General features: G+C 70.1%; 25 protein-coding genes. 13 read left to right on the top strand and 12 right to left on the bottom strand.

What is annotated here, in order from left to right; all coding sequences use genetic code 11:
* Positions 1 to 150: 150 nt before the first annotated feature.
* The 3 genes from P1K89_RS31440 (at position 151) to P1K89_RS31430 (ending at position 2,878) form a co-directional block, all read left to right on the top strand.
* Positions 151 to 978: a PoNe immunity protein domain-containing protein gene (locus tag P1K89_RS31440; protein ID WP_284620504.1), complete on the top strand. Its 828-nt coding sequence runs from the start codon at positions 151 to 153 to the stop codon at positions 976 to 978.
* A gap of 363 nt (positions 979 to 1,341) precedes the next feature.
* A complete protein-coding gene (locus P1K89_RS31435; RefSeq protein WP_284620503.1) occupies positions 1,342 to 1,749 on the top strand; it encodes a hypothetical protein in 408 nt (135 codons plus the stop codon).
* A gap of 100 nt (positions 1,750 to 1,849) precedes the next feature.
* The gene (locus P1K89_RS31430; protein ID WP_284620502.1) at positions 1,850 to 2,878 is read left to right on the top strand and encodes a PoNe immunity protein domain-containing protein; all 1,029 of its coding nucleotides are present in this window, start codon (positions 1,850 to 1,852) and stop codon (positions 2,876 to 2,878) included.
* A 36-nt stretch (positions 2,879 to 2,914) separates the two neighbouring features.
* On the opposite strand, the gene P1K89_RS31425 is transcribed toward P1K89_RS31430, so the two are convergent.
* The 8 genes from P1K89_RS31425 to P1K89_RS31390 form a co-directional block, all read right to left on the bottom strand.
* The gene (locus tag P1K89_RS31425; RefSeq protein WP_284620501.1) at positions 2,915 to 3,403 is read right to left on the bottom strand and encodes a MarR family winged helix-turn-helix transcriptional regulator; all 489 of its coding nucleotides are present in this window, start codon (positions 3,401 to 3,403) and stop codon (positions 2,915 to 2,917) included.
* Between the two features lie 16 nt (positions 3,404 to 3,419).
* Positions 3,420 to 4,154 (bottom strand): ABC transporter ATP-binding protein, encoded by a 735-nt coding sequence (locus P1K89_RS31420; protein WP_284620500.1) that lies wholly within the window; start codon positions 4,152 to 4,154, stop codon positions 3,420 to 3,422.
* Entirely contained in the window at positions 4,154 to 5,962 is a 1,809-nt protein-coding gene (locus tag P1K89_RS31415) for a branched-chain amino acid ABC transporter ATP-binding protein/permease (protein ID WP_439898061.1), read from the bottom strand. Before P1K89_RS31415 ends, P1K89_RS31420 begins: the two co-directional genes overlap by 1 nt.
* Entirely contained in the window at positions 5,962 to 6,999 is a 1,038-nt protein-coding gene (locus P1K89_RS31410) for a branched-chain amino acid ABC transporter permease (protein WP_284620499.1), read from the bottom strand. The genes P1K89_RS31415 and P1K89_RS31410 overlap by 1 nt, the downstream gene beginning before the upstream one ends.
* Positions 7,000 to 7,034: 35 nt before the next feature.
* Positions 7,035 to 8,171, bottom strand: coding sequence for an ABC transporter substrate-binding protein (locus P1K89_RS31405; RefSeq protein ID WP_284620498.1), 1,137 nt, complete (start codon positions 8,169 to 8,171; stop codon positions 7,035 to 7,037).
* A gap of 39 nt (positions 8,172 to 8,210) precedes the next feature.
* Positions 8,211 to 8,630, bottom strand: coding sequence for an acyl-CoA thioesterase (locus P1K89_RS31400; protein ID WP_284620508.1), 420 nt, complete (start codon positions 8,628 to 8,630; stop codon positions 8,211 to 8,213).
* A 127-nt stretch (positions 8,631 to 8,757) separates the two neighbouring features.
* Positions 8,758 to 9,879 carry a M23 family metallopeptidase gene (locus P1K89_RS31395; protein ID WP_284620497.1) on the bottom strand — a complete coding sequence of 374 codons (1,122 nt, stop codon included), beginning with the start codon at positions 9,877 to 9,879 and terminating at the stop codon, positions 8,758 to 8,760.
* 33 nt (positions 9,880 to 9,912) lie between these two features.
* Complete coding sequence (locus P1K89_RS31390) at positions 9,913 to 11,076, bottom strand: MFS transporter (protein ID WP_284620496.1); 1,164 nt, start codon at positions 11,074 to 11,076, stop codon at positions 9,913 to 9,915.
* A 72-nt stretch (positions 11,077 to 11,148) separates the two neighbouring features.
* On the opposite strand from P1K89_RS31390, the gene P1K89_RS31385 reads away from it, so the two are divergent.
* On the top strand, positions 11,149 to 12,030 hold the full coding sequence (locus tag P1K89_RS31385) for a LysR family transcriptional regulator (protein WP_284620495.1): 882 nt from the start codon (positions 11,149 to 11,151) through the stop codon (positions 12,028 to 12,030).
* A gap of 34 nt (positions 12,031 to 12,064) precedes the next feature.
* Here P1K89_RS31385 and P1K89_RS31380 read toward each other — a convergent pair whose 3' ends face one another.
* Positions 12,065 to 12,472 carry a DUF4902 domain-containing protein gene (locus P1K89_RS31380; protein ID WP_284620494.1) on the bottom strand — a complete coding sequence of 136 codons (408 nt, stop codon included), beginning with the start codon at positions 12,470 to 12,472 and terminating at the stop codon, positions 12,065 to 12,067.
* A 119-nt stretch (positions 12,473 to 12,591) separates the two neighbouring features.
* Between P1K89_RS31380 and P1K89_RS31375 the strand changes: the two genes are divergently transcribed.
* The 4 genes from P1K89_RS31375 (at position 12,592) to cueR (ending at position 16,977) form a co-directional block, all read left to right on the top strand.
* The gene (locus P1K89_RS31375; protein WP_284620493.1) at positions 12,592 to 13,314 is read left to right on the top strand and encodes a helix-turn-helix transcriptional regulator; all 723 of its coding nucleotides are present in this window, start codon (positions 12,592 to 12,594) and stop codon (positions 13,312 to 13,314) included.
* 376 nt (positions 13,315 to 13,690) lie between these two features.
* A complete protein-coding gene (locus tag P1K89_RS31370; RefSeq protein WP_284620492.1) occupies positions 13,691 to 14,161 on the top strand; it encodes a response regulator in 471 nt (156 codons plus the stop codon).
* Positions 14,162 to 14,353: 192 nt separating this feature from the next.
* Positions 14,354 to 16,582: a heavy metal translocating P-type ATPase gene (locus tag P1K89_RS31365; protein ID WP_284620491.1), complete on the top strand. Its 2,229-nt coding sequence runs from the start codon at positions 14,354 to 14,356 to the stop codon at positions 16,580 to 16,582.
* On the top strand, positions 16,579 to 16,977 hold the full coding sequence (cueR, locus tag P1K89_RS31360) for a Cu(I)-responsive transcriptional regulator (protein WP_284620490.1): 399 nt from the start codon (positions 16,579 to 16,581) through the stop codon (positions 16,975 to 16,977). Before P1K89_RS31365 ends, cueR begins: the two co-directional genes overlap by 4 nt.
* Here the strand turns inward: cueR and P1K89_RS31355 are convergent.
* Positions 16,943 to 17,341: a hypothetical protein gene (locus P1K89_RS31355; protein ID WP_284620489.1), complete on the bottom strand. Its 399-nt coding sequence runs from the start codon at positions 17,339 to 17,341 to the stop codon at positions 16,943 to 16,945. The two genes, cueR and P1K89_RS31355, sit on opposite strands and share 35 nt — an antisense overlap.
* 112 nt (positions 17,342 to 17,453) lie before the next feature.
* Here P1K89_RS31355 and P1K89_RS31350 point away from each other — a divergent pair, with 112 nt between their 5' ends.
* The 5 genes from P1K89_RS31350 to P1K89_RS31330 all read left to right on the top strand — a co-directional run bounded on the left by P1K89_RS31350 (position 17,454) and on the right by P1K89_RS31330 (position 21,635).
* A complete protein-coding gene (locus tag P1K89_RS31350; protein ID WP_284620488.1) occupies positions 17,454 to 17,873 on the top strand; it encodes a hypothetical protein in 420 nt (139 codons plus the stop codon).
* A gap of 122 nt (positions 17,874 to 17,995) precedes the next feature.
* Positions 17,996 to 19,408 (top strand): TolC family protein, encoded by a 1,413-nt coding sequence (locus P1K89_RS31345; RefSeq protein ID WP_284620487.1) that lies wholly within the window; start codon positions 17,996 to 17,998, stop codon positions 19,406 to 19,408.
* Positions 19,409 to 19,421: 13 nt separating this feature from the next.
* A complete protein-coding gene (locus P1K89_RS31340) occupies positions 19,422 to 20,795 on the top strand; it encodes a multicopper oxidase family protein (protein ID WP_284620486.1) in 1,374 nt (457 codons plus the stop codon).
* Positions 20,796 to 20,814: 19 nt separating this feature from the next.
* Positions 20,815 to 21,315 carry a cupredoxin domain-containing protein gene (locus P1K89_RS31335; RefSeq protein WP_284620485.1) on the top strand — a complete coding sequence of 167 codons (501 nt, stop codon included), beginning with the start codon at positions 20,815 to 20,817 and terminating at the stop codon, positions 21,313 to 21,315.
* On the top strand, positions 21,312 to 21,635 hold the full coding sequence (locus P1K89_RS31330) for a copper-binding protein (RefSeq protein WP_284620484.1): 324 nt from the start codon (positions 21,312 to 21,314) through the stop codon (positions 21,633 to 21,635). The genes P1K89_RS31335 and P1K89_RS31330 overlap by 4 nt, the downstream gene beginning before the upstream one ends.
* 37 nt (positions 21,636 to 21,672) lie before the next feature.
* Here the strand turns inward: P1K89_RS31330 and P1K89_RS31325 are convergent, their stop codons facing one another.
* Both P1K89_RS31325 and P1K89_RS31320 read right to left on the bottom strand, forming a co-directional pair.
* Entirely contained in the window at positions 21,673 to 23,400 is a 1,728-nt protein-coding gene (locus P1K89_RS31325) for a tannase/feruloyl esterase family alpha/beta hydrolase (RefSeq protein ID WP_284620483.1), read from the bottom strand.
* Between the two features lie 61 nt (positions 23,401 to 23,461).
* On the bottom strand, positions 23,462 to 24,364 hold the full coding sequence (locus P1K89_RS31320; RefSeq protein ID WP_284620482.1) for a sugar phosphate isomerase/epimerase family protein: 903 nt from the start codon (positions 24,362 to 24,364) through the stop codon (positions 23,462 to 23,464).
* Positions 24,365 to 24,383 lie beyond the last annotated feature (19 nt).

Raw genomic sequence — 24,383 nt, 5'->3', positions numbered from 1 at the left:
GTGGACTTCGCACCTCAACCCTATCCGGAATCACGATGGCCACCCCTCACGGGGCGGCCGCCACAGCTGCGCGGCTGGCGCCGCTACGCTGTGGTTGGACTTACACCACTTCCTGGGACATCAACGACCCGCTCGAGAGCGTGGGATGCCGTGAGGTATCTACACGTACAGTTCTCGGCGGGCGTTCATCCGGCCCGGCTCGGCGACTTCCTGCCCGAAGCGGTCTCGTACTGGCTTGAGTTCGCGAGCTACGACAAGGCATTCGACGACAGCCCCGCCGCGATGGGGCGCCGCGTGCCACACATCGACCTGCACGACACGGACTACTGGAACGCCATTCGCCTGACGAGCTTCGCCATCCTGCTCGGCCACACGGGCCTGCTGCCGCAGATCGCCGCGCTGTGGGACTACGAAAACGATGACATGGACGGCCTGCTGGAGAGGCTCGTTGCACCCTTCGTGCCCAGCCGCGCAGCACCGCCGGACACCTGCACGCGACACCTCCCATATTTCAAGTTGCTGAAGGTCTTCTCGGCCGACGCGAGCCAGCGCCCGGCGCTGATGGCCAGGTACATGGACGAGTGGTACACCGCCAGCCGTCGCGAGCCCTACTACGACTCGCACACCAAAGGGCGGGACCACAGCTTCCTCGGCTACTGGAGCTTCGAAGCCGCGGCGGTGGCCTACGTGCTCGACATCGAGGACGAGTCCTTCCGGGATCACGAGTTCTACCCGAAGGACCTGGCCGACTTCGCGCGCAGCCTGCCTCGACCGGTCGTGCTCGGCGGCGATTCCTCCGGCGGTGCGACCACCCCCGAGCGGTTGCATTGCCCCGCCGGGTTGCCATGTCCGCGCACGGGCTTCTGGTTCAGCCCCGCCCGTCCAGACTCGCGGCGTCGCTTCGACGCAGGCGAGACGATGCCGGACCTCGGTGGCGACTACGGCACCACCATCTGGCAGTGGGACGAGCGGCAGTAGGCCGAGAGCACTGCTCCACTGCCCCGGCACCCCAATCGACCCGCAGCTCGTGCCGCGAGACATGGATTTCGCGGCTCGATACCCGGCCCGCGCGTACCCCTGTCAACGCCTCGCCCACACCTCTCACGAATGTGCAGGCATGACTCGGGGTCGCCCTAGCTGGCTATGCCTTCAACGTATGACTCATTCATTCACAACATCTCCCCGGATTTGACCGGCGCACGGAACAACCATGACGCAGAAGGGAACCCAGCGACCTTCCCTCTTGTCCGAGCGAATCGAGCCAGACGCGTTCCGCGGTCAGCGACGCCAGGCTTTCCTCACGTGGGAGTACTACCGGCTGAACGACGAGTGGATCCAACAATGTGGATCGCTCCTTCGAGACTCGATCGCGGAGCGACGCGCCAATGGAAATTTCAAGCCGCTGGGTCAACGCGGCGTGTTTGTCGAACTCCTGAATCGCGTCCTGCTGCCATCTGCCTGATCCATGGCATCGACGACTCGAGCTTCCGCGACAACATCGTCTACCCGAAGGACCTGATCGACTGGGCGCGTGCCAATGACTCGCTGGGCAAGCTCAAGGCGGCGGCCGAGGATGCCCTGCGCAGCGGCGAGCCGCGCTTGCGCTGCCAGAGCGGCGACGCCTGCCCCCGCGACGGCTATTGGTTCACGCCGGCCCGTGCCGATTCGCGCCAGTACTTCCGAGCGGGCCAGGTCATGCCGGATGTCGGCGGTCCATGGGGCCTGACGATCTGGCAGAGCGACACCTGATCAACAGCCGCGTACTGACCCCGCCGCTGCTGGTGAAGCAGGACGTTGCCGCCTACGCAGGCCATTGCAACAAGCCACGACATCATTGCTGGCCCACGCCATGACACCTGCCGAGTTCAACGATAGGCGTCGTCAGAAATTCTTGACGCTTCAGTACTACGAACTCAATGAGACTTGGATCGAACAAACCGCCCAGCGCCAACACGCTCTGATTGCCAAGCGACAGGCGGCCGGAGACGTCCAGCCGTTCGGACAGCAAGGCGTCTACTTGAAGCTGATGCAGCGAGTCTTGCTGCGCTACACCGCAGGCGCGTCCATAGAAACCGTCTCGCGAAGCTTCGACGAGATGTTCGCCTGGTTCTGCAGGTGGCACCTCGACTACCCGCCTCATCTCCGGGCGCTTGAAGTCGAGTTCGGCTTCGGGATTCACATGGACGCGAGTCCTCTTCAACTCGATGAAATCGAGGACTTCCACAAACTCATGACCGTCCTCGGGCTCGCTGTGCTTCTGGGCAAAGGACGCGAGTTGGCCATGATCGCCGACCTGTTGATCAGGCTCCGCGGCGAGGACTTGTTGGTCGAAGAGTTGCTGTCTCCGGCAGTCGAAGCTGTCGACTGCAATGAGTTCTTTCATGTCGAACCCTACGACTCGCTGATCGACGCTTACTTCACCGCAGACACTGGCGACCGAGCGAGCGCCTTTGTCAAGAAGTACCTCGACGCCTGGTATCAAGCGATGGAGTCGTGTTCATGGCACAACAGCCACACGATCGCGCACGAGGACATGTCCCCGTACAACGGCTACTGGTCCTTCGAATCCGCCGCCATCTGCCTGATCCACGACATCGACGATGCGAGCTTCCGCGACAACCTCGTCTACCCGAAGGACCTGATCGACTGGGCGCGCGCGAACGACTCGCTGGGCAAGCTCAAGGCGGCTGCCGCCGAAGCCCGCGGCAGCAGCGAGCCGCGGCTGCGCTGCCAGAGCGGCGATACCTGTCCGCGCGACGGCTGGTGGTTCACACCCGCCCGCGCCGACTCGCGGCAACGCTTCCAGGCGGGTGACGTGATGCCCGATGTCGGCGGCCCGTGGGGCCTGACGATCTGGCAGCGGGACCCGCAGCAGTGACGCGCGCGCCAAGCGCGACGCCCGCGAGGTCCGCCGCTACCGCCCCGCCACCTTCCTCAGCAACTCGATCAGCAACGCCCGCTCTGCCGCGCTGAGCCGGCCCTGCAGCTCGCGCTCCATCGGCACCGCGGCCGCGGCGGTTTCGGCGGCCAGCTCGACGCCGGCCTCGGTCAGCACGATGTTGTGCGAGCGCCGGTCCACCTGGCTGCGTTCGCGGCGCAGCAGGCCGCGCTCCTGCAGGCGGTCGAGCAGCAGCGTCAGGTTCGGCGGGGTCAGTGCCAGCATCTGGCCGAGCTTCTTCGGCGTGATCGCGTGGTTGGCCTGCAGCAGCATGAGGATCGAGAACTCGACCTTGCGCAGGCCGTAGCGCTCGCCGATGTGGCGCTCGAACAGCTCGACCGTGGTCACTGCGGCCTGGGCGACGTGGTAGCCCAGCACGTCGCTCAACGCGCCGAGCGACGGCGCGTCGCCGTCCGGGGCCCCGGGGCGCGGCTGGTCGTCGAGCACGGAAGCGGAACGGGACATCGCGGGTCCAGGTGGCTCATTCGCGGCGCCGCGCGGCGCCGAGGTAGGTGTCGATCACGCGCGAATCTCCGGCCAGTTCGCGCGCCGGGCCCTGCAGCGCGATGCTGCCGGTCTCCAGCACGTAGCCATGGTCGGCGACGTCGAGCGCGGCGCGCGCGTTCTGCTCGATCAACAGGATGCTGACGCCTTCGCTGCGCAGCCGGTCGATGATGTGGAACACCTCGCGCACGATCAGCGGCGCCAGGCCGAGGCTGGGCTCGTCGAGCATCAGCAGCTTCGGCCGCGACATCAGCGCGCGGCCCACTGCCAGCATCTGGCGCTCGCCGCCGGACAGTGTGCCGGCCAGCTGCGCGCGCCGCTCCTTCAGACGCGGGAACAGCGCGTAGACACGTTCGAGCTCGTTGCGCCAGCCGCTCTGGCGCAGCTTCATCGCGCGGTAGCCGCCGAGCACCAGGTTGTCCTCGACCGGCATCGTGCCGAAGAGCTCGCGCTTCTCGGGCACCAGCGCCAGGCCGGCCATCACGCGCTCTTCGAGCGACAGGTCGGCCATGTCCTGGCCGTCGAAGACGATGCGGCCGCGCGACGGCAGCATGGCCATCAGCGCATTCAAGGTGGTCGACTTGCCGGCGCCGTTCGGACCGATCACGGTGACCACCTGGCCGGCGGCGACCTCGAAGTTCAGGCCGGTCAGCACCTCGGCGCGGCCGTAGCCGGCGTGCAGGTCGCTGACGCTGAGCAATGCCGCGCCCATCAGTGCTCCGTCCCCAGGTAGGCCGCGCGCACCGCGGGGCTCGCCTGCACCTCGTCCGGCGTGCCCTCGATCAGCCGCGTGCCGAACTCCATCACGACGATGCGGTCGACCAGGCCCATCACGAAGTCCATGTCGTGCTCGACGAGCAGGATGCTCAGCCCTTCGGCCTTCAGCTGGCGCAGCACCGCCGCCAGCGCCTGCTTCTCCTTGTGGCGCAGGCCGGCGGCGGGCTCGTCCAGCAGCAGCAGCGAGGGGTCGGTGCACAGCGCGCGGGCGATCTCCATCAGGCGCTGCGGGCCGAGCGCGAGGTTGCCCGCCAGTTCATGCATGCGGTCGGCCAGGCCGATGCGCTGCAGCTGCTTCTCGGCTTCGGCGAACAGGCGCTTCTCCTCGCCCCGGTCCAGCCGCAGCATCGCGCGCAGCGCGCCCGATTCGGTGCGCAGGTAACCGCCGAGCGCAACGTTCTCCAGCACCGTCATCTCTGGAATCATCTTCACGTGCTGGAAGGTGCGCGAGACGCCGCGCCGCGCGATGGTGCGCGACGGCAGCCCGTCGATGCGCTGGCCCGCGAAGCGCACCTGCCCGCGCGTCAGCGACAGCACGCCGGTGATCAGGTTGAAGGTGGTCGACTTGCCGGCGCCGTTCGGCCCGATCAGGCCGAAGATGTCGCCGGCGCGCAGCGCGAACGAGACGTCGTTCACCGCCACCAGGCCGCCGAACTCCTTGCGCACGGCGTCGACTTCCAGCAGCAACGCGCCGGCGGCCGGCTTGTCGCGCGCGGGCAGCGGCGCGGCGTCGCCCCAGTCGCGCACGCGGTCGCGCCGCGGCAGGCGGTCAGTGACGAAGGCCCACAAGCCGTTCGGCGCGTACTTCAGCGCCGCCACCAGCACCAGGCCGAAGACGATGATCTCGAAATTGCCGCTGGTGCCGATCAGTTTGGGCAACAGCACCTGCAATTGGTCCTCGACGATCTTGACGACACCCGCTCCGATGAAGGCGCCCCAGACATGGCCCACGCCGCCGAGCACCGCCATGAACAGGTACTCGATGCCGCGGTGCAACCCGAACGGCGACGGGTTCACCGTGCGCTGGAAGTGCGCGAACAGCCATCCGGACACCGACGCCAGTACCGCGGCCAGCACGAAGGCCAGCACCTTGTAGCGCAGGGTCGAGATGCCCATCGCCTCGGCCATCGTCGTACCGGTCTTCAGTGCGCGGATGGCGCGGCCCGGCCGCGAATCGAGCAGGTGCGTGACACCTACCGCCGCGGCCAGCGCGAAGATCCAGATCAGCACGTAGATGCCGCGCCCGCTGCCGAGGCTGAGGCCGCCCAGGGTGATCGGCGGCACGCCGAGGATGCCGTCGTACTTGCCGAGCCACTCCATGTTGGACATCGTGTAGTAGATCGACAGCCCCCAGGCGATCGTCGCCAGCGGCAGGTAGTGGCCGGACATGCGCAGCGTGATCGCACCCAGCAACAGCGCGACGAGCACCGACAGCCCGACCCCGACGAAGAGCGTGAGCCATGGCGAGACGCCCATCTTCACCGCGAGGAAGGCCGCGGTGTACGCGCCGACGCCGACGAAGGCCGCCTGGCCGAAGGACGTCAGCCCGGCGACGCCGGTCAGCAGCACCAGCCCCAGCGAGACGATCGCGTAGAGGCCGATGTAGTTGAGCTGCGTGATCCAGAAGTCCGGCAGCGGCAGCAGCGGCAGTGCCAGCATCACCAGCGCGAAGACCGGGAAGCCGAAGCGCCGCAGGCGGGCGGCGGACGCCTGCGGGGCGAGCGGAGCAGCCGTGTGGGCCATCAATGTTCTTCCCCGTGGGGATCGGTCAGCGAGCGCCACAGCAGCACCGGAATGATCGAGCTGAAGACGATGACTTCCTTGAACGCGCTGGCCCAGAACGAGCCGAAGCTCTCGAGCAGGCCGACGGCCAGCGCGCCGAGCAGCGCCTGCGGGTAGCTGGCGAGCCCGGCGAACACCGCGGCGACGAAGCCCTTCAGGCCGATCAGGAAGCCGGAGTCGTAGAACACCGTCGTCGTCGGGCCGATCAGGAGGCCGGACAGCGCGCCGATGAAGGCGGCCAGCGTGAAGGTCAGGCGCCCGGCCGAGTTCGACGAGATGCCCATCAGCCGCGCGCCGAGGCGGTTCACCGCGGTCGCGCGCAGCGCCTTGCCGTACAGCGAACGCTCGAAGAACAGCCACAGCGACACGATCAGCAGCACCGAGGCGATGAAGATGATGATCGTCTGCCCGCTGAAGGTCAGCGGGCCGACGTTGAAGCGCGCGTCCCAGAAGCTCGGGTTGCGGTAGCCCTCGGCGCCGAAGAAGTACAGCCCCAGCCCGGTCAGCGCGAAGTGCACGCCCACCGAGACGATCAGCAGCACCAGCACGCTGGCATCGGCCAGCGATTCATAGGCCAGGCGGTAGATCAGCGGGCCGAAGGGCGTCACCAGCGCCAGCGTCAGCACCGCCTGCACCAGCAGCGGGAACTTCTGCGGCGCGGCCCACATCGTGACCAGCGCGATCGCGATCGGGTAGGCGAGCGTGCGCACGAGGCGCAACGCGATGCGCCCGCTGCTGCGGTGGTGCCGCAGCCCGTCGGCCAGGTCGGCGATGGCCACCGCGCCGGCCAGCACCAGCAGGAACCACACCGTGCCCGGCACCTGGCCCATCTGCAGCAGCGCCAGCGTCAGCGCGCCGAAGGCGACGAACTCGCCCTGCGGGATGAAGATCACGCGGGTGACGGCGAACACCAGCACGGTGGCCAGCGCCAGCAGCGCGTAGACCGCGCCGTTGGTGGCGCCGTCCAGCGCGAGGATGCCGGCGATCGACAGGTCCATGGGTCAGTCCGGGCTGGTGACGCGTACTTCGCCGATTACTCTTCGTAGGCCCAGTCGCCGTTGACGACCTTCAGCATCACGCCGGTCTTCGTCGTGTAGCCCCAGTGGTCGTCCTTGGTCCAGTTCATGATGCCGTGCGAGAACACCGTGCGGCCCATGTTCTCGATCGCATCCTTCAGCGCGGCGCGGAACTCCGGCGTGCCCGGCTTGGCCTTCTTCAGCGCCACCGGCACCACCTTCTCCAGCACGATCAGCGCGTCGTAGGCATGGCCGGCGAACTGGTTGCGCGAGCCGGCGCCGTAGGCCTTCTCGTACTTCTGCACGAAGTCCAGCGCCAGCGGCTTCGACGGGTGGCTGTCGGGCAGCAATTCGCCGACGACGGCCGGGCCGGAGACGACGTAGGTGCCCTCGACGTCCTTGCCGCCGATGCGCATCAGGTCGCGCGTGGCCGCGGCGTGCGTCTGGTAGATCTTGCCCTTGTAGCCGCGCTCGACGATGGCCTTCTGCGGCATCGCGGCGCCGGAGCCGGAGGCGACGATCAGCATCGCGTCGGGGTTCGCCGCGGTCAGCTTCAGCGCCTGCGCGGTCACGCTGGTATCGCTGCGCGCGAAACGCTCGGTGGCGATGATCTTGATGCCCTGCTTCTCGGCCAGCGGCGTGAACTCCTTGAGCCACTGCTCGCCATAGGCGTCGGTGTAGCCGAGGAAGCCGACCGTCTTGATGTTGTGCTTGCGCATCAGGTTCAACATCGCGAAGGCCATCACCGAGTTCGACTGCGGCAGGCGGAAGGTCCAGGCGTCCTTGCCCGGGGGCAGGCCGGCCGGCGATGCGGCCAGCTGCACGGTGCCCGACTCGGCGGCCACGTCGGCCATCGGGATCGCCACCGGCGTCGCGGCCGAGCCGATGATGATGTCGACCTTGTCCTCGGTGACGAAGCGGCGCGCGTTCTGCACGCCCTTGGTCGGGTCGGTCGCGTCGTCCAGGATGATGACCTTCAGCTTCTCGCCGCCGACCGTCTGCGGCCAGAGCTTGAAGTAGTTCTGCATCGGGATGCCCAGGCCGGAGGCCGGCCCGGTCAGCGGCAGGCTGATGCCCACGGTGACCTCGGCCCACGCCGGCAGCACCGTCAGCGCGGCCGCGGCGGCGGCCAGCAGGTTCTTCAGCAGCTTCATCGTCTCGTCTCCGTCAACGTCATCGGGAAGGAAGCGGCATCACAGGCACAGGGCCTTGATGTCCTCGGGAACCGGGATCGCGCGCAGGCGCTCGGGATTGTCGGCGTCGCGCACGACGAAGGCCCGCACTTCGGTGCCTTCGCACAGGATCTCGCCGCCGCGGCGCACGACATGGCGGTGGCGGAAGGTCTTCACCGCCCATTCCTCGACCGTCGTGTGCACCTCGATCTGTTCGCCATAGGTGGCCGGGCGCAGGAAGCGGGTGTGGATCTCGAGCAGCGGGGTGCCGACGATGCCGCGGCTCTTCGCCAGCTCGCGCCACGGCGGCAGCCCGCAGGCCATGAAGTAGCCGAGGGACGCCTGGTCCATCCAGCGCGAGAAGTTCGGGAAGAAGACGATGCCCGCCGGGTCGCAGTCACCGAAGGTGACGTCGACACGGTGGACATGGGTCTTGCTCACTTCGGCGGCCATCGTCACAGGGTTGATGGGGCCGAAATCTATTTCATTGAATCAACTAAATGATTGGGGCAAACCCGCATTTGTGCGAGAGAAAGCCATGCCAACTAGTTAAATCAGATAATCAATTTCAGCCGAACTGCAGAACGCCGTTCGGCGGCGGCAGCGCCGGCGCGCCGCCGCCGGCAGCCGCGGCCGCCGGGCGCCAGGGGCGGCCGGATTCGGCCGCCGCCATGCCCGGATAGTCCCCCAGCTGGTGGAAGCCCTCGAGACTCCAGGGCCGACCCTGCGCATGCAGCAACGACTGCCCGTCCGCCACATGGAAGTGCAGGTGCGGCCCGGACGAGTTGACCCCCGAACGCCCGACCTGGCCGATGCCCTCGCCGGCCTTCACCGCCTGCCCGGCCGACACCCGCACCGAGCCGCGCTTCAGGTGCTCGTAGAACACGAAGCGGCCGCCGCCGATGTCCAGGCAGACGAAGTTGCCGGCAACCTCCTCCGGCGCCCAGCGACCCGCGGGCCGCAGCGTCTCCAGCACGTCGGGTGCACCGTCGCGCGCGGCGGCCACCGTCGCGTCGGCCACGGCGAACACGTCGGCGCCGAGGCCGAACCAGCGATCGAAGCCGGCCCCGTCGGGCGCGGGCCGGCCCGACGCGTCGAGCCGGATCCAGTCGACCGCGAATCGCGCCGGGATGTGCCGGCGGCCGTCGCGCTCGAAGGCCGAGCGGCGGTGGCCGAACGGGAACAGCGGATCGTAGACCGCCACCCACGGGCCGCCGCGCAACGGCGGCTGCAGCACCGTCGGGCGCTGCAGCGGCACCTCGAGCGTGGCCTCGCCGGCGTCGGTGACGAGCCGCAGCTGCACGCCCGGGCCGGTCGGCGGCGCGCCGTCGATCGCGTGCCACAGGAACAGCGTCGCCGTGTCGCCCGCCGCCACGATCGCCCGTTCGAGCGGACGGCCCTGGCGCGTCGCCCCCGCGGCACGCAGCGCGTCGGCCGGCAGCACGCACAGCGGCGATGCCATGTCGCCCGTCACCGCGCGCAGTTCACGCAGCGCGACCGGCTTCTCGCCCGCCGCCGCGACCACCAGCTCGCCGACCAGCCACCAGCGCCCGCCACTGCGCACCAGCGAGAACTGGTCGAGCGCGCTCAGCGTCACTGGAGCGGTCGACGCGCGGGCCAGCGTCACCGCGGCGATCTGCGAAGCGCCGACGAGCAGCGCACGGCGGGACAGGGGCGGGCAGGCATGCATGGGCCGCGATGCTAGCGCCACGCCTTTTGCACGCTACCCCCGCCGCAGCACCGCCGCGCCGAGCGACAGGCCGCCGCCCAGCGACCACAGCAGCACCGTCACGCCGGCCGCCGCACCGAGCCCGCCCAGCAGCAGCGGCACCGCCAGGTAGCTGGCATTGAGCATCACGATGCGCAGCCCCAGCGCTTCGCCGTGGCGCCCGGCGGGCGAACGTGCATGCAGCAGCGCCATCACGCTCGGCAGCGCGATGCCGAGGCCGGCGCCGAGCACGAACTGCAGCAGCAGCGTCCAGGCCAGCGTCGGCAGCAGCGGCAGCAGCAGGAAGCAGGCCGCGGCCACCGCCAGCGTGGCGCGGATCGTCGTCCAGTCGCCGACGCGGCGGCGCCACGCGGCGCTGCCCAGCCGAACCAGCCCGACGCCGAGCCCGAACACCGCACCGAGGTCGCCGACCGTCGCCGCGGACCAGCCCTGTTGCGCGGCGAACAGCGGCAGCAGGAAACCATTGGCGTTCCAGCCCAGCGCCATCAGCAGGTCGGCGACGAGGATGCGGCGCAGCGCGGCGTCGTGCAGCACCACGCCGCCGGTCGACGCGGTCGACGCCGCGCCGCCGCTGCCGCTGCCCCGCAGCCCGCGCCGGCCGAACGCGGCGCCCAGCCCGGCCAGCAGCACGAAGCCGGCGAGCAGTGCGAACGTGAAGGCGGCGCCGCCGCCCGCGAGACCGTGCCCGGCGACGAAGGGCCCGAGCCCGATCGACAGCGAGGTGCCGATGCCGAAGCTGGCGAAGGCCGCGCTGCGCTGCGGCTCGTCGCGCTGGCCGAGCTGGCGCTGCAGCGCAAGCAGCGCCATCGAATAACCGGCGCCGGTGCACAGCGCGGTCACTGCCAGCACGCCGAGCGACTGCGGCCAGGCGGCCGCGAGCGCCAGCCCTGCGAGCTGCAGCGCCAGCCCGGCCAGCACCGGGCGCCGCGTGCCCACGCGGTCGACCCAGCGGCCCATCGCCAGCGACGCCAGCGTCGGCACGATCGCGAACGACGCCAGCAGCGCGCCGAAGGCGAAGGCCGGCGCGCCCAACGCCAGCGCCTGCAGCGACACCGCGACACGGCAGCCGGTCAGCGCGCTGTGTGCCAGCACGCACAGCAGCACCAGCGCATGGTGGCCGTGGCGGTGCGGCGGCCGGGGTCCTCGTTCATCCGTCATGGCCGGTTATGCTGCCGGCCGGAGGGCCATCATGGAAATGAATACTTCTGACGCCGCCGATCAGGAATTCTGATGCGTGCACTGAACCTCGACCAGCTGCGCACGCTGCTGTCGGTGCTCGAGCTCGGCAGCTTTTCGGCCGCCGCGCGTGCGCTGCACCTGGCGCAGCCGACGGTCAGCCTGCACGTCGGCGAGCTCGAGTCGCGCCTGGGCACGCCGCTGGTGCTGCGCGGCGGCCCGCGCGTGCAGCCGACCCCCGCCGGCGACGTGCTGGCCGAACACGCCCGACGCCTGCTGCGCGGGGCCGACGAAGCGGTGGAAGCAGTGCAGCACCACGCCGGCCGTGCCGGCCGCGTGCGGCTGGGCAGCTCGACCGGCGCGATGGTGCACCTGCTGCCGAGGTTGCTGGAGACGCTGGACCTTGCGCTGCCCGACATCGAGGTGCAGGTGAGCGTCGGCCGCTCCAGCGAGCTGATGGCGCGGCTCTTCGTCGGCGAGCTCGACATCGCGCTGGTCGCCGCGCCGCAGCCGCGCTACCCGAAGATCCGCGTCGCGCCGTGGCGCAGCACGCCGGTGGTGGCGATGCTGCCGCCGCGCTGGGAGGCGCCGGCCACCATCACGCCGCGCTGGCTGGCCGACAAGCCGTTGATCCTCAACGAGCCCGACACCCACGTGCGGCGCCAGGTGATGGACTGGTTCGCCGCCGGCGGCGTGCTGCCGCGCCCGCGCATCGAGATGATCTACAACGAAGTGACGCGGCGGCTGGTGGCCGCCGGCTACGGCGCAGCGATCCTGCCCTTCGAGCACCCGAGCGAGACGCTCGACGGCCGCCTGCAGGTGCGCAAGCTGCGGCCGGCGCTGGTGCGCCGGCTCGGCGTGGCCAGCCGCGCCGCGGCGACGCTGGACGCGCCCGCGCGCAGCGTGCTCGAGGCGGTGCTGGCGTTCCGGGAATGACGGGCCGCGCGCAACCGCGGCCCTGCGACCCTGCTCAGGCCGCGACCGCCTCGCGCCGTGCCATGTCGAAGGGCTGCAGCTCACCGCGCAACTGGCGGCGCACCCAGCGCTGCCACGGCAGCCGGTTGACGACGTCGTTCAGCACGACGACGCAGGCGTCACGATCCATCGCCTCGCCGTGCGCATGCAGCAGCTCGACGTTGGTCGAGACCTTCATCGGGTTCGCCATCACGACGATCCACGGCAGTGCTTCGCTCCATTCCCACGACAGCACCATGGACGGCGATTTCGAGCTGACCCACACCGTGCGCCCGCTGCGGCAGCCCGGCAGCTTCTGCGGGTTCTTGATCAGGGTTCCCCAGTGGCGGAACGCAGCGCGCTGGAATTCGTGCTGCGGCGACAATACCGCCGGCCAGGCCTTGGTGGTGTTCAACGCTCCCATGTCACATCCTCCGAAATCAAACGGACATCACGCCTTTCTGGTGCGCTTAGATTGATCTTCGGCCCGTGTCGCTTTCCCGTTAACTCCGCGGGGGCGCAGCTAGACAAGCTCGACGGTTTATGCCAACGCTCAACGACTATCAGGCGGTCGCCGAGGCTCGGACGAAGGACGAGCTGCTCGCGGCGCTGCTGGCGGTCGCGCACAAGCTGGACTTCGGGTTGCTCAATACGCTGCTGGTCGTCGAGCGCCCTCAGCAGGCGGCCGTGACAGTGCCGCTGGCGAATACACCGGATGGCTTTGAAGAAGCCTCGCGGGAGCCGTCGGCTTCGAAGCGAGACCCGGTACTGCAGAAGCTCAAGCGCCTGAGCATCCCGATCGTGTGGGACCAGTCGACCTACGCCGATGAAGATGCCGTCGACCTATGGGACGCGCAGGCGCCGTTCGGCTATCGCACGGGTGTCGCGGTCGCTCTTCACCTGCCGGGTGCACGGCACTTCCTGCTCGGCGTGGATCGCGAACATGCTCTGCCGAAGAACCAGATGAAACTGACGCGTTTGCTCGGCGACATTCAATTGCTTGCGGTGCACGCGCAGGACGCGGCCGTCCGTTTGCTGGCACCGCTCGCGCAGCCGACCGTGGCGGTCTCGCTGACCCGTCGGGAGACGGAGGTTCTGCACTGGACGATGCTGAGCAAGGACACAAGTGCCATCGCGCAGATTCTTGGGCTCAGTCCCAATACGGTGAAGTTTCACGCCGAGAACGCCATGGCAAAGTTGAACTGCGAGAGCCGCCACGCGGCTGTTCTGAGAGCTCTCGAGTATGGCCTGCTGGAGCGCACCTAGCACGCAACGCCAAGTTCGTCAAGCTCCGCCCGAGCGCAGTTTCGCGGTTCTCCTCCCCTTGATGGAATTGCTGTATCGATTTCATCACGGCGCTTTGCCATCCGAGGGGTACCACCATGTCGCAAGCCGCAATTGCAGTTCGCACGAGTTTCCCGCGCACCGGCTGGTAGACCACCCGTCGCACCAGCGCACCGAACACACACAGAACACCTCGCTCAGGGACTCCTTAACGCCGAACCCCAACCCAGCGTCCCCGACCTCCCTACCTCCCTCTCCTTAGGACGCTGGATTCGGCTTTTTCTCGTTCGGGCGGAGCGCCTGCTGTCATCAGGCACCGCCCCCTTACCCACCCGAAGTCCACCCACGATCGGACAACGTGACCGACCTTCCAGCCGGCGCGCCAGAGGCTGCATTGCACGGGACGATCCTCTACATCGAGGACGATCCCGTCAGCAGCGTGCTGGTCGAGGACGTGCTGCGGACCTTCCACCCGCAGCTGTCGCTGCTGCGCGCCGCCACCGGCGGTGAAGGCGTGCGCCTCGCGCGCGAACAGCATCCCGACCTCGTGCTGCTGGACATGCACCTGCCCGACACCTCCGGGCTGGAGGTCATCCGGGAGCTCAACCGCGAGATCGCCACCGGCGCGTTCCGCATCGTGCTGCTGACGGCCGACCGCATCTCGACCGACATCCTGAAGGCGCTGAGCCTCGGCGCCTACGAGTACTGGTCGAAGCCGATCAACCTGGCCCAGTTCAGCAGCGGCATCCGGCGTGCGCTGAAAGGCGAACGCGCGCAATTGCCCGCGCACCTGGCCGAGGCGATCAGCGCGGGCCGCCTCACGGCCTGAACGGCGCGCGGGCGCCCCGGCCCGCCCCCGCCCGCCGCCCGCTCCCCCCGCCTCCAACCCCGGCCCTTGCGCCGGATCAAGCGCCCCCGCAGCGTCCAATGGCCGAATGCGTGGCCGGCAAGCCCCCGCTGGCGTCGATGGCTCCACCCTCCGCTTGACCTTGCCATGATTGGAAGCTCGAACATCGGCGCCATGAACACCCTGGCCACCCCCCTCCCGAAGGTCCTTGCGAACCCCGCCGGCGTGCGCCTGCAGGTCGGCGGCATGACCTGCGCCTCCTGCGCGCTGCGGGTCGAGAAGGCGCTGATGAAGGTGCCGGGCGTCTCCGGCGCGTCGGTGAACCTGGCGACCGAGCAGGCCACGGTGCAGGCGCTGCCGTCGGTGGCGGTCGAGGCGCTGAAGGCCGCGGTCGAGAAGGCCGGCTATACCGCGAAGGACGTGGCCGCGCAGGACGCCCCCGCGGCGCAGCGTGCGCTGCCGTCCTGGTGGCCGGTGGCCCTGAGCGCGCTGCTGACCTTGCCGCTGGCGCTGCCGATGCTGCTGCTGCCGCTCGGCATCGCCTGGATGGCGCCGCCGTGGCTGCAGTGGCTGCTGGCCACGCCGGTGCAGTTCGGCCTCGGCGCGCGTTTCTACCGCGCCGGCTGGAAGGCCTTGAGCGCCGGCAGCGGCAACATGGACCTGCTGGTCGCGCTGGGCACCTCGGCCGCCTACGGGCTGTCGGTCTACGCGCTGCTGCAGCATGGCGAGCACGGCATGCCACACCTGTACTTCGAGGCGTCGACCGCCGTCATCACGCTGGTGCTGCTGGGCAAGTGGCTGGAGCAGCGCGCGAAGCGGCAGACCACCGACGCGATCCGCGCCCTCAATGCGCTGAAGCCCACCACCGCGCGGGTGCGCCGCGACGGCGTCGAGCGCGACGTGCCGGTCGAGCAGGTGGCGCTCGGCGACCTCGTGCTGGTGCGCCCGGGCGATCGCATCCCGGTGGACGGCACCGTGCAGGACGGCCGCACCCACGTCGACGAATCGATGCTCACCGGCGAGAGCCGCCCGATCGCGAAAGGTCCCGGCGATGCGGTGACCGGCGGTGCGATCAACGGCGAAGGCGCGCTGACCGTCACCACCACCGCGGTCGGTGCCGAGACGACGCTGGCGAAGATCATCCGGCTCGTCGAATCGGCGCAGGCGGCGAAGGCGCCGATCCAGCGCATCGTCGACCGGGTCAGCGCGGTGTTCGTGCCGGCGGTGCTGGTGCTGGCGCTGGTCACGGCCGTCGGCTGGTGGCTGGCCGGTGCGGGCATCGAAGGTGCGTTGATGAACGCGGTCTCGGTGCTGGTCATCGCGTGCCCGTGCGCGCTCGGCCTGGCGACGCCGACGGCCATCATGGCCGGCACCGGGGTCGCCGCGCGGCGCGGCATCCTGATCAAGGACGCCGAGGCGCTGGAGGTCGCGCATGCGGTCAACGTCGTCGCCTTCGACAAGACCGGCACGCTGACCGAAGGCCGGCCGACGGTGGCTGGCCTGGAGATGGCCGCCGGCGTCGCGCGCGAAGACCTGCTGCGCGGGGCCGCCGCGCTGCAGCAGTCCAGCTCGCACCCGTTGGGCCGTGCGCTGCTCGATGCGGCACGCGCCGGGAACGTGGCGCTGCCGCCGGTGCAGGCGGCGCAGGCCTTGCCGGGGCGCGGGCTCGAAGGCCTCGTCGATGGTCGGCGTCTTGCGCTCGGCTCGACGCGGTTGCTGCAGGAACGCGGTCTCGACGCCGGCCCGCTGGCCGACACCGCCGCGCGCCACGAAGCCGCCGGCCGCACCGTGTCGTGGTTGCTCGACGAATCGCGCGTGCTGGGCCTGGTCGCGTTCGGCGACGCCATCAAGCCGGCGGCCCGCGACGCGGTCGCACGCCTGCACACGCTCGGCATCCGCACGCTGATGCTGACCGGCGACAACCGCGGCGCCGCGGAAACCGTGGCGCGCGCGCTCGGCATCGACGAGGTGCGCGCCGAAGTGCTGCCCGGCGACAAGGCGGCGATCGTGCAGCAGCGTCGCGAGGCCGGCGACGTGGTCGCGTTCGTCGGCGACGGCATCAACGACGGGCCGGCGCTGGCCGCGGCATCCTGCGGCTTCGCGATGGCCGGCGGCGCCGACGTCGCCACCGAGACCGCCGGCATCACGCTGATGCGCGGCGACCCCCGCCTGGTGGCCGACGCGCTCGACGTCTCGCGCCGCACCGTCGCGAAGATCAAGCAGAACCTGTGGTGGGCCTTCGTGTACAACGTGCTGGGCATCCCGCTGGCCGCCTTCGGCCTGCTCAGCCCGGTGGTCGCCGGCGCGGCGATGGCCTTCAGCAGCGTCAGCGTCGTCGCCAACGCGCTGCTGCTGCGGCGCTGGCATGCCAGCAGCGACGACGACAGGAAGGCAGCGGCATGAACATCGGCGAAGCGGCGAAGACGACCGGCGTGTCGGCCAAGATGATCCGGCACTACGAGAGCATCGGCCTGCTGCCGGAGGCCGCGCGCACCGAGTCAGGCTACCGGCAGTACGGCGACAAGGACATCAATACGCTGCGCTTCATCCGGCACTCGCGCGACCTCGGCTTCTCGCTGGAGCAGATCCGCACGCTGCTCGGGCTGTGGCGGGACCGCCGCCGCCCGAGCCGTCAGGTCAAGGCGCTGGCGCAGGCGCACATCGACGAGCTCGATGCCAAGCTGCGCGAGCTGCAGGCGATGAAGGCGACGCTGGCGCACCTGGTGCATTGCTGCCACGGCGACGACCGGCCGGACTGCCCGATCATCGAGACGCTGCAGGGCGGCGCGACAGGCTGAAGCGCAGGTTCGCCTCGGTCTCGCCCTTGTTGGTCCACATCCAGCAGTAGTCCTGCTTCAGCGTGACCGCGAGCGTGCCGTCGCCCTGCGCCACGGCATCGCGCTTCTCGGGAAACTGCACGTCCTTGCCGACGTGGTAGTGGATGTTGAAGTTCAGCGGCGCCGCGGCGTCGAAGCGCCACTCGACCCGCGCGCCTTTCGCCAGCTTCTCGCAGGCCTCGACGAACTTGCCGGGCGCGACGGTCACCGCCTTGGTGAAGCGGCCGTCGCCGTCCCAGGCGATGTCCACCATCTCGGCGCGCGCGGGTTGAACGCAAGCCAGCACGGCGGCGGCCAGCAGGGAGATCGTCAGGATGGAACGCATCGAACCACTGTAGGGGTCCCGGCACCCGCCGCCCATGGCGGTGATCCCGCTTGACCTTGCCATGGGGGCAAGGTGCAGACTGCGCCAGGTCCGCTGGTAACCTCCCGCCCCTGTGAAGCTGTTGCGCCTGGCCCTCCTGTTGCTGCTCGCCGTGCTGCTGCCGGTGCGCAGCGGCATGGCCGCGGCGATGCTGTGCCCGACGGTCGGGCTTGGCGCCGCCCGCACCGCGGCCGAGGCACCGATGGCGCAGGACGGCGACGGCAACGCCGCGGCGCACGCGCACCAGGCCGCCCATCATGCCGCGCACGACCACCACGCGATGGCTTCCGAAGCCGGCGGCGACCCGGGCGCCACCGACCTGCCACAGAAGTGCACGCTGTGCGCGGCGTTCTGCTCGATGACGCCGATGCCGGCCACCGGCGCGCCCGGGCTGCCGCCGCACGACGCGGCGGACTCGCCCGTGCCAGCTCCCGACGCGCCGCCGCCGCATTTCGCTACCGGCGGCCCCGAACGCCCGCCCCGAGCGGCCTGACGCCGCGGCAGGCCTTTGCGCAAGGCCTGCAGACGATCCGTGCGTGCCCCACGCACGGCCACGGCCGGTACGAACCGCCCTGTCGTTCGTGTCGACGCCGAGCATCCGGGACCCGAAGAACCATGAATCCCTTGCGAACGATGGCCGCCCCCACGGCCATGATGGCGGCCGCGCTGCTGGCCGGCTGCGCGTCGTTCTCGGCCGACGGCGGCTTCGATGCCGTCGGCGAGATGACGCGCGAACGCACCGGCCGCGCGCCCGTGCTGCAACGCACGCCCGAGCCCTCCGATGCGGTGCGCCAGCGCGTCGCCGAGCTGCTGAGCCAGCCGCTGGACGCCGACGCCGCAGTCGAGATCGCGCTGATCAACCACCGCGGCTTGCAGGCCCGCTTCGCGGACCTCGGCATCGCCGAGGCCGAGCTCGTGCGCGCCGGACGCCTGCGCAATCCGACCTTCTCGTTCAGCCGCACCCGCGGCCCCTTCGCGCTGAAGGAGATCGAGCGCTCGCTGATGTTCGACGTGCTGGGGCTGCTGACCTTGCCCGCCTCCAGCGAAACCGGCCGGCGCCGCTTCGAGCAGGCGCAGCTGCAGGCGGCCAGCGATGCGGTGGCGGCGGCCATCGACGCGCGCCAGGCCTTCTTCAGCGCGGTCGCCGCCGAGGAGCTGGTGCGCTACCACCGGCAGGTGAAGGACGCCGCGGACGCCTCCAGCGAGCTCGCCGCCCGCATGAAGCAGGCCGGCAACTTCAATGCGCTGGCGCAGCTGCGCGAACAGTCGTTCCAGTCGGACGCCACCGTGCAGCTGGCCAGATCGACCCAGGCTGCCAACGCCGAACGTGAGCGGCTGGCACGTGCGCTGGGCCTGCCCGACGCCGGCTTCAAGCTGCCCGAGCGCCTGCCCGACCTGCCGCCGGCGGTCCCCGAAGCACCCGGCCTCGCACAGGCGGCGATGGACAAGCGCCTCGATGTGCTGATGGCCCGCCGCGGCGCCGAAGCCACGGCGCGCACCCTCGGGCTGACGAAGGCCACCCGCTTCATCAACGTGCTCGAGCTCGGCTACCACAACAAGAGCACGACCTTCGATCCACGCGAGAACGGCTGGGAGGTCGAGCTGGAGCTGCCGCTGTTCGACTTCGGCGGCACCCGCGTCGCGCGGGCCGAGGCGCTGTACCTGCAGGCGCTGCACCAGGTGGCCGACACCGCGATCAACGCACGCTCCGAAGTGCGCGAGGCCGATGCCGCGCGCCGCAGCGCGTACCAGCTGGCCCGCCACTACCGCGACGAGGTCGTGCCGCTGAAGAAGCGCATCTCGGAAGAGAACCTGCTGCGCTACAACGGCATGTTCATCAGCGTCTTCGAGCTGCTGGCCGATGCACGCGCGCAGATCGCCGGCGTCACCGGGTACGTCGAGGCGCTGCGCGACTTCTGGATCGCGGACGCACGCCTGCAGAGTGCGCTGGCGGGCCGTTCTCCCGGCCCCGCCGCCACCCGCTCCGCCGCTTCCCCCGCCGCGCCGGCCGATGGCGCCGGCCACTGAACGAGATTCCACGATGTCGAACCGCAGACAGTTTCTTCGCGCGGCCGGAACCGCCGCCATCGGCGCCACGGCGGTCAGCCGGGCCGGTGCCGCCTCGCTGCCCGAAGCCGTGAGCAATGCCACGACGACGATGCAGCCGCCCAAGCCGCCCGCCACCGGCCGGCCCTTCAACCCGGTCGTCACGCTCAACGGCTGGTCGCTGCCCTGGCGCATGAACAACGGCGTCAAGGAATTCCACCTCGTCGCCGAACCGGTGGTGCGCGAGCTCGCGCCCGGCATGAAGGCCAACTTCTGGGGCTACAACGGCTCCAGCCCGGGCCCGACGATCGAGGCGGTCGAGGGCGACCGCGTGCGCATCTTCGTCACCAACCGGCTGCCCGAGCACACCACCGTGCACTGGCACGGCGTGATGCTGCCCTCGGGCATGGACGGCGTCGGCGGCCTGACGCAGCCGCACATCCAGCCGGGCAAGACCTTCGTCTATGAGTTCACGCTGCCGCGCGCCGGCACGCACATGTACCACCCGCATGCCGACGAGATGACGCAGATGGCGATGGGCATGATGGGGCTGTTCATCATCCACCCGAAGGACCCGAAGTTCATGCGGGTGGACCGCGACTTCGCCTTCCTGCTCGCCGCCTACGACATCGAGCCCGGCAGCGCGACGCCGCGCACCGCGGAAATGACCGACTTCAACTTGTGGACATGGAACAGCCGGGTGTTTCCGGGGATCGATCCCCTGGTGGCCCGCACGGGCGACCGCGTGCGCATCCGCATCGGCAACCTGACGATGACCAACCACCCGATCCACATGCACGGCCCGAACTTCGTCGTCACCGGCACCGACGGCGGCTGGGTGGCGCCGGCCGCGCGCTGGCCCGAGGTGACGACCGACGTCGCGGTCGGCCAGATGCGGGCGATCGAGTTCGACGCGGTGGCCGGCGACTGGGCGATCCACTGTCACAAGTCGCACCACACGATGAACGCGATGGGCCACGGACTGCCGAACATGATCGGCGTGGACCACCGCGGCATCGCCGAGCGCATCACGAAGCTGGTGCCCGACTACATGGTGATGGGCGACAAGGGCATGGCCGAGATGGGCTCGATGGAGATGCCGCTGCCCGACAACACGCTGCCGATGATGACCGGCACCGGGCCCTACGGACCGCTGGAGATGGGCGGCATGTTCACGGTCGTCAAGGTGCGCGACGACGTGAAGCCCGGCGACTACAAGGACCCCGGCTGGTACCGGCATCCCCAGGGCAGCGTGGCCTACGAGTACACCGGCGCGGTGCAGGCGCCCGCGCGCGCCGACGCGCCGAAGGCCGACGCCAAGACGATGAACGTGCGCAAGCCCGGCGCCGGCCATGCCGGCCACCACTGACCCACCACGAGGACATCCGATGAACAGATTCCCGCTGTCGACCGCCCTCGTGCTGGCGCTCGCCGCCGCGGCCGGCGCCGCCTTCGCCCACGGCAACGAGGAGCACGCGAAGAAGCCGAAGACCTACGACGCGGCCAAGGTCGCCGACACGCCCTTCGGCCGCGAGGGCGATCCGCGCCAGGTCACGCGCACGATCCAGGTCGACATGGCCGACACGATGCGCTTCACGCCGGCGTCGATCGCCGTCAAGCGCGGCGAGACGGTGCGCCTGGTCGCCCGCAACAAGGGCCAGGTGCTGCACGAGTTGGTGCTCGGCACGCCCGACGAACTGAAGCAGCACGCCGAGCTGATGAAGAAGTTCCCGGAGATGGAACACGAGGAGCCGCACATGGTGCATGTGAAGCCGGGCAGGCGCGGCGAGATCGTCTGGCAGTTCACCCAGCCGGGCGAGTTCCAGTTCGCCTGCCTGATCCCGGGGCATTTCGAAGCCGGCATGGTCGGCAAGGTGAGCGTCAAATGAAGCACTCGACAAGGATGAACCTGCTGCGCGGCGCGGCCGCGATCGCAGGGGGCCTGGCCGCCGCCGCGGTCGTGTTCGCGCAGGCGGTGACCACCAACCTGGCCGACGGCGAAGTGCGCAAGGTCGACAAGGCGCAGGGCAAGCTCACGCTGCGCCACGGGCCGATCCCCAGCCTCGACATGCCGCCGATGACGATGATCTTCCGCGTCGCCGATGCGAAGTGGCTGGATCAGCTGAAGGAAGGCGACAAGATCCGCTTCTCGGCCGAACGCGTGTCCGGCGCGATCACCATCACCGCGCTCGAGCCGGCGGCGAAGTAGCCGCGCGACGCTCGCCGAGGGCCGCGTCCTTCGGGCGTCAGGGTTCGCAGCGGAAGCTCGCCGCGCTCTCCGGATCGCCGCTGCCCGCGTAGCGCGCGACGCTCGGCCACGGGCACAGCAGGCGTGTGCGCGTGGGCGACCAGTCGGCGGGCACCTCCGGGTTGGGGGTCGCGCTGCCGGCGCCGCGCGCGGCGGCGACGATGCCCTGCGGCGCGATGCCCTGCTCCACCCAGGCGACCAGCGCCTCGACCATGTCGAACTGGTCGGTCGCCGGACCGCCGGACGAGTGGTTCATGCCCGGCACCAGGAACAGCCGTGCATGGTCCGCGGCGCGGGCCCCGTGCACGCGCTGGAAGCCTTCGACCCAGCGCACCGTGTCGAGCGCCGAGAACACCGGGTCCGCCGAGCCGTGCGTCACCAGCAGCCTGCCGCCCCGGGCGACGAAGGCACGCATCGCGGTCGCTTCCGGCGGCGTCATGAAGTCCATCGCGCTGTGCGCATAGACGCCGTCGCGCGCCTGCACCGAGTCGCGGCCTGCCGCGACGTCGAAGCCCAGCGCGTACTCGGCCACCGCGGTCGCCCCGCCGGCGAGACGCTCGGCCGTCTGCGGCGGCGTCGTGAAGACATAGGCCAGCGCGATGGCGTCGCGCGGGCCGATGCTGTTCACGAACTTCCACTCGCGCCAGTTGCGGCCGGCGAGGCCGCTGTCCCACGGCAGGCCGTCGTAGAAGCCCGGCCCGGCGATCAGCGAAGCCAGCACCTCGCGGCGCTGCGGCGCAAGGCAGCCCTCGGCATCGGCGCCGCTGCAGACCGGGATGTCGCGATGCGCGTCGAAGGCGCGCTGGCACAAGGCCAGGTCGTGCACGAGGCCGTCGCGCAACCCGTCCAGCGCATCGCAACGCGCGAGCACCGCGCGCGCAACCGTCGCCATCTCGGCCGGTGTCAGGCTGGTCTCGAGGTCCGGCACGCCGTCGGCGCGCTTCGTGCGCGCGATGGTCGCCAGCCGCTGCGCGCCCCACACCTGCGCCAACGCGGCCAGCGGCAGCCGGTAGCCCGGGGCCGACGCGAGGATGCCGTCGTAGGCGCCGAGGTCGCGTGCCGCGGAGACGAAGCCATGCCGCCCGCCATTGGACGTGCCGACGAGGTAGGCCTTGTCCGCGGGCCGGCCGTAGAAGAAGCCGATCAAGGCCCGCGCCATCGGCGTCAGCTGCGCCACCGCGTTGTAGCCGTAGTCGAGCCGTGCCTGCGGATCGCGCCCGAACAGCGCCGCGCCGATCACCGGGTTCGTGCGCTCGAAGGCATGACCGGCATCCGAGCTCAGCACCGCGAAACCCTTCAGCAGCCCGTTGCTGGTCGGCCCGCCGCCGAGGATGTTGCCGTAGGCCGGGGGGATGAAACCGTCGAGGCCGCCGTTGGCCTGGTAGAAGAAGCGGCCGTTCCACTGCAGCGGCAGACGCATCTCGAAGCCGATCGCGTAGTCCTTGCCGTCGACCGGGCTCCTGCGCTCGTTGAGCCGGCCCTTGACGACGCAGTGCGCAGGCATCGCCGCGGTGATGCCCGGCACGCGCAGGCTGTCGGCCGCCACCGCCTCGGCCGACAGCACGCGCAGGCCCGGATGCGCGAACGCCGACTGCACGTCGGCGCAGGCGCGCACGGCGGCCGACGGCTTCGCGGGTGTCGGCGGCGATGCCGGCGCCGTGGTCGACGCACAGCCCGACAGCAGCGCCAGCGCGGCCGCGGCCACGAAGGAAGACCAGGCGATCAAGGCAGTCCGGTGTGTCATGGCATCGGTGAAGTCGTACAGGATGTCGTGGATCGCCGCGGCCTCAGCGCCGCAGCCGCAGCTGGTTCGGCCGCGGCGTGGCTCGTCGCAGCACGTCTTCCGCCAGCCACAGCGCCGAGCGGCGTGCGCGCTCGGCCACCATCGGCAGCGGCATCTGCACGTAGTCGTCGTTGAACACCTCGAAGCTGTAGTCGCCGGCGTAGCCCCGCGCATCGAGCCGGCGCACCATCTCGACGAGCTGCGCGCTGTGCACGCCTTCGCCCGGGAAGACGCGGAAGGTGCGCGCGGTGGCCATGCGTTCCTCGAAGGTGCGCGTCTCCTGCCACATGAAGTCCGACAGCTGCACGAGGAAGATCTTCGCCGGGTCGACCGCATCGATCGCCTCCAGCGAGGTGCCCGCCGCCAGCGCGTGGAACGAGTCGAAGCCGAGGCCGAGGTTCGGGCAGTCGGCGCGCTGCACGACATCCCATGCGGTGGTGAACTCGTTGACCGTGCGGCCCCAGGACAGGCCTTCGTAGGCGATGCGGATGCCGTGGGGCAGAGCAAGCATGGCCAGCTTGCGCAGGTCGCGCGCGAGGTGATCCAGGTCGGTGCTCGCGTGCGTCGAGGTCGACGAACACGCCAGCAGCACGTCGCAGCCGAGCGCCGAGCACATCTGCAGCATCGTCTTCGCGATGTCCACCTTGTACTGGTGCAGATGCCCCGACAGGCCTTCGAAATCGCGCAGCACCTGGAAACCCGTGCCGCGCAATCCACTGGCCTTCACCGCGGCCACCGCCGCCTGCCAGCCCTGCGGATGACCGACGAGGTCGTTGGCCTTCAGCATCACCTGGCCGAAGCCCGCGCCGCGCATCGCGTCGAGCTTCGCTTCGAGCGGCCCGGCCAGCGTGATCGTGTCCATGCCGAAGCCGGCGATGGCGTGTTCGATGCTTCTCCGGTGACTCATGTCAGCGCCGCCCGGCCGC

This window comes from Aquabacterium humicola (genome assembly GCF_030167915.1).
In the GTDB taxonomy this organism is placed as follows: Bacteria; Pseudomonadota; Gammaproteobacteria; order Burkholderiales; family Burkholderiaceae_C; genus Pseudaquabacterium; species Pseudaquabacterium humicola.
The sequence above is the reverse complement of the archived record's forward strand: the minus strand, read 5'-3'. Positions and strand labels throughout refer to the sequence as shown.